5 protein-coding genes are annotated in these 6016 nt (G+C 70.3%); 1 reads left to right on the forward strand and 4 read right to left on the reverse strand.

The annotated features are described in order from the left end of the window. The first annotated feature begins 191 nt into the window (after positions 1 to 191). A complete protein-coding gene (locus G6024_RS16135; RefSeq protein WP_159149162.1) occupies positions 192 to 710 on the forward strand; it encodes a hypothetical protein in 519 nt (172 codons plus the stop codon). 94 nt (positions 711 to 804) lie between these two features. Here the strand turns inward: G6024_RS16135 and G6024_RS16140 are convergent, their stop codons facing one another. From G6024_RS16140 to G6024_RS16155, 4 genes are all read right to left on the reverse strand, one after another. Continuing rightward, complete coding sequence (locus G6024_RS16140) at positions 805 to 1158, reverse strand: MmcQ/YjbR family DNA-binding protein (RefSeq protein ID WP_159149163.1); 354 nt, start codon at positions 1156 to 1158, stop codon at positions 805 to 807. 43 nt (positions 1159 to 1201) lie between these two features. After that, complete coding sequence (locus G6024_RS16145) at positions 1202 to 3775, reverse strand: GNAT family N-acetyltransferase (protein WP_159149164.1); 2574 nt, start codon at positions 3773 to 3775, stop codon at positions 1202 to 1204. Next, positions 3772 to 5163 carry a lysine N(6)-hydroxylase/L-ornithine N(5)-oxygenase family protein gene (locus G6024_RS16150; RefSeq protein ID WP_159149165.1) on the reverse strand — a complete coding sequence of 464 codons (1392 nt, stop codon included), beginning with the start codon at positions 5161 to 5163 and terminating at the stop codon, positions 3772 to 3774. Before G6024_RS16150 ends, G6024_RS16145 begins: the two co-directional genes overlap by 4 nt. Next, positions 5160 to 6016: pyridoxal phosphate-dependent decarboxylase family protein (locus tag G6024_RS16155; RefSeq protein ID WP_182640417.1), on the reverse strand; the 857-nt coding region annotated here is incomplete at its 5' end. The genes G6024_RS16155 and G6024_RS16150, both read right to left, overlap by 4 nt.

The following is a 6016-nucleotide window of genomic DNA, read 5'->3' on the forward strand; positions in this document are numbered from 1 at the left end:
TGCGCCGCCTACCCGGTATCGAATCTGTGTTCCATGATACGCACACACATTCGAACAGGCAAGGGTTTGTTCCGCTTCTGGCCTATCCATTGAATTGCAATCACCGATCGCCCATTTCAGCGAAATGTGTGATCCACTCTTCTTGATTGCTTGGGGTGGATGCCCCGTAGACCCAAACTCGGAGGCGTTCCATGACCAAGACCATCACCTGTGCCGGAGCCGTGGCCGCCGCGCTCCTCGTCTTCTCTACGGGGGCCGCCGCCGCCCAGACTTCGGAAGCCGCCGGCTCCGACTCCCTCCCGGGAGCATCGGAGACCGAGGGGGGCTATCTCGGCGAGGCTGGCGAGCTGCTGCCCGGTTCCGTTACAGGTTCTCTGCCCGGTTACGCCTCCGGACCGCTGGGTTCCACCGCCACCCTCGTGTGCAATCTCGGTTCGGCGGCCGGCGCTGCCGCCAACCTGATGGGCGTGCCGTTGCAGGTTCCGGTGGGAGTCATCTGCATGGTCCTCAACCCGGTCGCCGAGTCGGCGGATGCGCTGCTCGAGGGAGACGTCCAGGGTTCCGTCGGCGCGGTGGTGTCCGGTGTGCCGCTGGTCGGCGCGTCGCTCGAGGATCAGATTGACACCGGGTCCGCCACCGAGTCGGTGGAGGGGTCCGTGGGTGATCGACTGGGTTCTGTCTCCGAAGCCGCGCTGACTCCGGCGAACTGAGGCGGCTTCCGCGCCCCGCGCCCCGCGCCCGGACTCCAACCCCAAGGCCCTGGCTAAGGGGCGGGGTCGATCCGGGTGGTGGGCGTCGGCCTACCTAACGCTGCTGGCGCCCGAAGGCGTGCGGTTCGACGGGCTGCTGTGCCCGGGGTAGGCCCGACACCACGAGTCGGTAGGACTCGGTGACCAGCTCGAAAACCATGTCCGCGGTCAGCGTGCCGCCGGGGTGCAGCGAGATCCAATGCCGCTTGTTCATGTGGTACCCGGGCGTGATGTCGGCGTGCGCATCGCGCAGGGCCATCGAGTCCGACGGCAGTGCCTTGAGGATCACCTGACGCTCGCCGTTGACGACCGCGTGGAACATGAACATCTTCCCGCGGACCTTGAACACATCGAAGTCCGGCCCGAACGGGAACTCCAGAGTCGACGCGGGCAGTTCGCGGGCGCGCATCGCCGCGCACTTCTAGAGTTCCCGTCCGTTCATGCCGTCGACGCTACCGTCGCCGGCTCCGCGCCCGGCTCTGCGCCCGGGCGGGGGGGGGACGCTGCGGTTCGCCCGGCGTGTCGTCGTCCCGGACCAGCCGGGAGACGAGCGGGTTGGCGAGCGTCCCCGCGAACTGCAATGACCCGGCCTGATCGGTCAGGTCGACCATCTGCCGCGTATTACGCAACTGCAGGCGGTTGAGACACGAGTGCTTGAACCGCGGAGCGAACAGCGCCTCCCAGGTGGGACGGTGCACCTCGCCGTCGTGCACCCGGCCGTCGTAGTCCCCGCCGTCGTGGTCCTCGCCGTTGTGCCCCTCGCCGCCGCGACCCTCGCCGCCGCGACCGCCGCCGGGAGCCAGGGTCTCCAGGCACTGCCGCGTCTCGTCCCAGAACTGATCCGCCTCGAGCACCCCGGCGACGTCGAGGATCGAGGCGAGGTGGCGCAGCACCCCGTCCATGACGTCGGTGTGGACGCTCAGTGCGGCTGTCTCCGCGTCCACCACGTGGCGGATCCGCTCGAGCCCAGAGGGCAGAGGCCGGTCACGCACCACGGCGACCTCCTCGCCGATGTCCTTGAACAGCGCCCGGCGCACGGTGTGGTCGGGGCCCATCACCACGATCACGTTCTCACCGTGCGGCATGAAGACCAGCCCGTGCACGAGCAGGCATCTCGCGACGGGCAGCACGTAGGCGTCGAGCAGCGCCCGGAGCCAGGTGCGGGCGTCCAGGCCCGACCGCTCGAGGTGCTCGACGGCGAGGGACCGCCCGTGCAGGTCCACGTGCAGCATCGAGGCCAGCGTGACGGCACGTTCTCCGGGGGCCAGCCGCGAAACGGGGCTCTCGCGCCACAGGGCCGCGATCATCTTGGTGTGCGGCCCCTCGTCCGAGATCCCGGCCGCGGCCGCCCGGTGGTAGGCGTCGCCGGTGTAGCCCACGGCGGCGACCTCCCGCAGGATCTGGAAATCCAGCGCGCGCAACACCGGATCCGAGGTGACGACCCCGGCCACCCAGTCGTTGACGGCCGGGGTGTCGCGCATGTACTTCGGCGACAGGCCGCGGGTGAACCCCATGTTCTGCACGGCGAGGGCGGTCTTGACGTAGCCGCGCTCGGGGTGGGTCACGTCGAAGAAGGTGCGGACGGACTGCTGTGGCCGGTACTCGCTGTCGGATTCGCCCAGGTGGACCAGGTCGTGGCGCGCGAGATCGGGGGCGAACGCCACCGCGACCTCGTGCTGCCACTGCCACGGGTGCACGGGCAGGATGCGGTAGTCGGCGGGGTCGAGGCCCAGCGAGCGCAGCTGGTCGTCGCACCGCATTAGCGCCTCGGTGCCGAACTCGCGCGCGTAGTGGTCGCGCTCGTCGAGGCCCGTGACGGTGGCCAGGTGGCTCAGGCCGCGGCGGGCTGCTAGCCACACCAGGCGGACGGTCGACGGGGCTTCGGGCGTGTAACGGTGACGGTCGGACAGACCCAGGCCCACGCGGCCGTTGTTGGCGACGAACCCGGGATGACCCTCGGTCATCGCGCCCTCGACCTCCTGCAGGCCCGCCTCCGCCAGCTGTTGTGCGGGGCGATCGCGGTGATGCAGGCAGAACGCCGCCGAGCCGAGCGTGGCCGCGATCTCCTCCAGGTAGGTCCCCACGAGCGACCCGGGGATCCCCAGGTACGGCGCGAGGGTGAGGATCAACTCCTGCGCGTCCGGCTCGACCGGGACGCCGTCGACCTCGCGGCACAGCGAGGCCTCGTCGATCGCCCAGTGCTCCAGCGGCAGCACCCGCGCGCGGAACGTCCACCGTTCGCCGCCGGTGCGCACTTCGTAGGTGTCCAGGCCGACGTCGGTGTGAGTGGAGCGGGTGGGCGCGAGGAGCCGCTCGTGGGAGAACTCGGCCAGCGCCTTGGCGCAGAGGTGGCGGTGCGCGCGGCGCATGGCGTGACCGGTGAGGTGGGCGTGGGGTGGCGGTGTGACCGGGGGTGACGACGACGAGACCGGCATCGACGTCCGGCCGATCTCCGACTCGCGGAACGCCTCGGCACGACAGATGGAGAGCAGCGCCGTCTTGTCGGGCAGGTCGACAGGGCCGTCCTCGCGGAAGCCGGCGTGGGCGTTGAGCCGGTGCACGGCGGTGTTCCGGATGTCCGGCTCCACCACCACCCGGCGGGCCGGGGCGCCGAACAGCGGCACCTCGAACGCGGTCGAGCAGATGGCCCCCATCACGGCCGCGGACGTGCCGGGGACCGGCGTGCGGGTGGGCGCGACGAGCAGGTGCATCCCGAGGTCGCCCGGCTCGTGCGGGTACCGGCCGTCGAGTTCGACGACGTCCGGGTCGTAGAACACGGCCAGGCCCACACGTAGACCGTCGATGCGCACCATGTGCACCGACCGGTGCGGGCTCGCCGACCAGTCGGTGAGGAACTCCTCGACCCGCGCCGGGGTGGTACCCCGCATACCCCAGTAGGCGGAACCGGGATGGTCGAGCCACGCGTGCAGGGTGCGGACGGTGTCGTGGTCGAGGGCCAGTGGTTCCAGGGTGACCAACCCGGCTGGCGTGTGGACGGTGCTGGTGTGGACGGTGCTGGTGTTCATCGTGCCTCCTGGTGCCGGGCGGTCGGGGCGCCGAACTGCTGGAACGCGATCGACGACTCGATCGGGTAGACCTCGCGGCCGCAGATCCCGCGCAGGATGATGCTGTTGCGCATCGCTCCCATGCCCAGGTCCGGGGCGGTGAGCCCGTGGGTGTGTTCCTCCGCGTTCTGGACATGGATGAAGGAGTGTGCGCGGTCGACGGTGTGATCACGGGCCACCCGGTAGCGCCCGCGGCCGTCCCTGTCGATCTCCTCGGCGATCCCGTCGAGGAACCGCGGCGGCGTGGGGGAGTAACCCGTCGCGAGGACGAGTCCCTCCGTGTGATGGGTCCACTGCCTGCCAGTGTCGGTGCAGTGCAGGTCCAGGCGCAGGGCAGCGCCGGAGGCGGTGGCAAAGTCGGTGGCGTTGCCGGGGTCGGCCTCCCGGCGGGCACCGTCGAGGGCCGTGGCGGCGGCCAGCAGCCCGGTGTCCAGGCCCTGGACCGAACGGCGGTAGAGCAGATCATGGATTTGGTTGATCAACTCGGCGTCGATGCCCTTGTACAACGAACGCTGCTCGCGCAGCATCCGGTCGCGCTGGTCAGGGGGCAGGTCGTGGAAGTGGTCGACGTAATCCGGTGACGTCATCTCGAGTGTGAGCTTGGTGTACTCCATCGGGAAGAACCGTGGCGAGCGTGTCACCCAGTCGACGCGCGGGCCGACGCCGGCGGCGGCGGAGAGCAGGTCGTTGTAGATCTCCGCAGCCGATTGGCCACTGCCCACCACGGTCACCGACCCCAGCGAGAGTAGGTCCTCCCGCCGGTGCAGGTAGTCGGAGGCATGGAGAGCCACCGTGCCGCCACCGTCGAGCAGTCCCGTGTCGATCGGCGACCACGGGGTCGTGCCGATCCCCAGCACCAGGTGGCGGGCGCGATAGGTCTCGGTGCCCTCGCGGGTGAGGGCGGTGACACGGTAGACGGGGGCCTCGTCGTCGTCGCCCGGTCCCTCTCGTCCCTGGTCTTCCCGTCGGACGTCGACCACCTCCCGCCCCCAGCGCAGGCCGCGCACCCGCTCGGCAGCCCACCGGCAGTAGGCGTCGTACTCGGCGCGCAGCGGCTGGAAATTCTCACGGATGTAGAACGCGTACAGACGCCCGACCTGCTTGAGGTAGGCGAGGAACGAATACGGCGAGGTCGGGTCCGCCAACGTGACCAGGTCGGCGAGGAACGGCACCTGGATGGTCGCGTCGTCGAACATGAGTCCGTGGTGCCAGGCGAAACCGTCGCGGGAATCGAGGAACACCGCGTCCAGACCCAGCGGCTCGGCCAGGCACGCCAGGCCCAGGTTGAACGGGCCGATACCGACGCCGAGCAGGTCGTGCACACGGGAGGAGCCCAGGTCAGTGCTCACGTCAGCACCCCCGCGGTCGTGGCCTCGCGTATCCCCTCGGCGAGGTAGCGAGCGGCGTCGCGGACGTCCGTCAGCACGACGGCCACGTCCTCGTCTTCGAGGTTCGGATCGAGGACCGTCAGCTTGAGACAGGGCCGGCCGTCCACGACCGTCGATGCGACGAGCGAGCGTCCCTCCGCGAACAGCGCGTCGCGGACGGGGCGCACGAGGGCGTCGGCCTCGTCGTCAGTGAGTGCGCTGCCGGTGACGGGACGGTCGGGTGCGGTCACCGCGGGCCGGGGCCGGAAGAGCACCGTCGACAGCGCCGGGCGCCGCACCAACTCGAGTTCCGGGTCGGCCTCGATCGTCCGGCCGATCCGGGCGGCCACGTCGATCGCCTCGTCGAGTAGACGGCCGATGCCGTCGGCGCCCATCACTCGGAGCGTCATCCACAGTTTGAGGGCGTCGAAACGGCGGGTGGTCTGCAGGGACTTGTCCACGGCGTGGTCGTCGCCGTCGGCGGGGTTGAGGTAGTCGGCGCTCACGGTGGAGTGGCGGAAGCCCGAACCGTCGCGCAGCAGCAGCGCCGAGGCGGCCACCGGCAGGAAGAACGTCTTGTGGAAGTCCACGGTCACCGAGTCGGCGAGCCCGATCCCGTCGAGCAGGTCCCGGCGCGTGGGGGAGACCAGCAGCCCGCCGCCGTACGCGGCGTCCACGTGTAGCCAGACGTTGTGGCGGCGGCAGATGCCACCGACCGCCCGCAGCGGGTCGATCGCGCCGTGGTCGGTCGTGCCGGCCAGCGCGACGACGGCCGCGACCTCGTCCCCGGCGTCAGCCAGCGCGGACAGGGTGCGGTCCAGGGTCGCGGGGTCCA

This window comes from Dietzia maris (assembly GCF_014144855.1).
GTDB lineage: Bacteria > Actinomycetota > Actinomycetes > Mycobacteriales > Mycobacteriaceae > Dietzia > Dietzia kunjamensis.

Bases quoted from the DNA above. Each gene is read 5' to 3' on its own strand.
- G6024_RS16135 (WP_159149162.1), top strand. From the start codon at position 192: ATGACCAAGACCATCACCTGTGCCGGAGCCGTGGCCGCCGCGCTCCTC.
- G6024_RS16140 (WP_159149163.1), bottom strand. From the start codon at position 1,158: ATGCGCGCCCGCGAACTGCCCGCGTCGACTCTGGAGTTCCCGTTCGGG.
- G6024_RS16145 (WP_159149164.1), bottom strand. From the start codon at position 3,775: ATGAACACCAGCACCGTCCACACCAGCACCGTCCACACGCCAGCCGGG.